The 410-nt window shown below is 36.8% G+C and carries 1 protein-coding gene; it reads left to right on the top strand.

Translation table 11 applies throughout. From position 1 onward, the window contains the following. Nucleotides 1-160: 160 nt before the first annotated feature. The coding region (locus tag Q5762_RS37260) for a hypothetical protein (protein ID WP_315896743.1) at nt 161-410 on the top strand (250 nt) is incomplete at its 3' end.

Below are 410 nucleotides of genomic sequence, written 5' to 3'. Positions count from 1 at the left end.
GGAAGAAAAAGCTACCGCAATCAAAAATCGTTGTGGAGATGGCTATGGTCAAGACACTTATGTCGGTAAAACTCGTGCTAATGCTATGGTTTACGCTGAAACTTTTGAAGCAAAAAGAGACAACATGAAAAACAATACCATTTTGAAGGCGGTGCGGTAGATGATTGAACTGGTAATTAAAAATTACTTAGACGGTCACTTATCTGTGCCGTCTTTTTTAGAACGACCACAAAAATCTCCAGAAAGTTTTGTGCTTTTTGAAAAAACCAGCAGCGCTAAAAATAATTATTTACCATCTTCCACTTTTGCCTTTCAAAGCTATGCTCCTTCAATGTATGAAGCAGCTGTTTTAAATGAAGCAGTGAAAGAAACGGTTGAAGGAATGATTGAGCTAGATGAAATCAGTAAAA

Source organism: Streptomyces sp. P9(2023) (assembly GCF_032436795.1).
In the GTDB taxonomy this organism is placed as follows: domain Bacteria; phylum Actinomycetota; class Actinomycetes; order Streptomycetales; family Streptomycetaceae; genus Streptomyces.
Note: the sequence above shows the minus strand (reverse complement) of the source record. Positions and strands in the feature narration are given on the sequence as shown.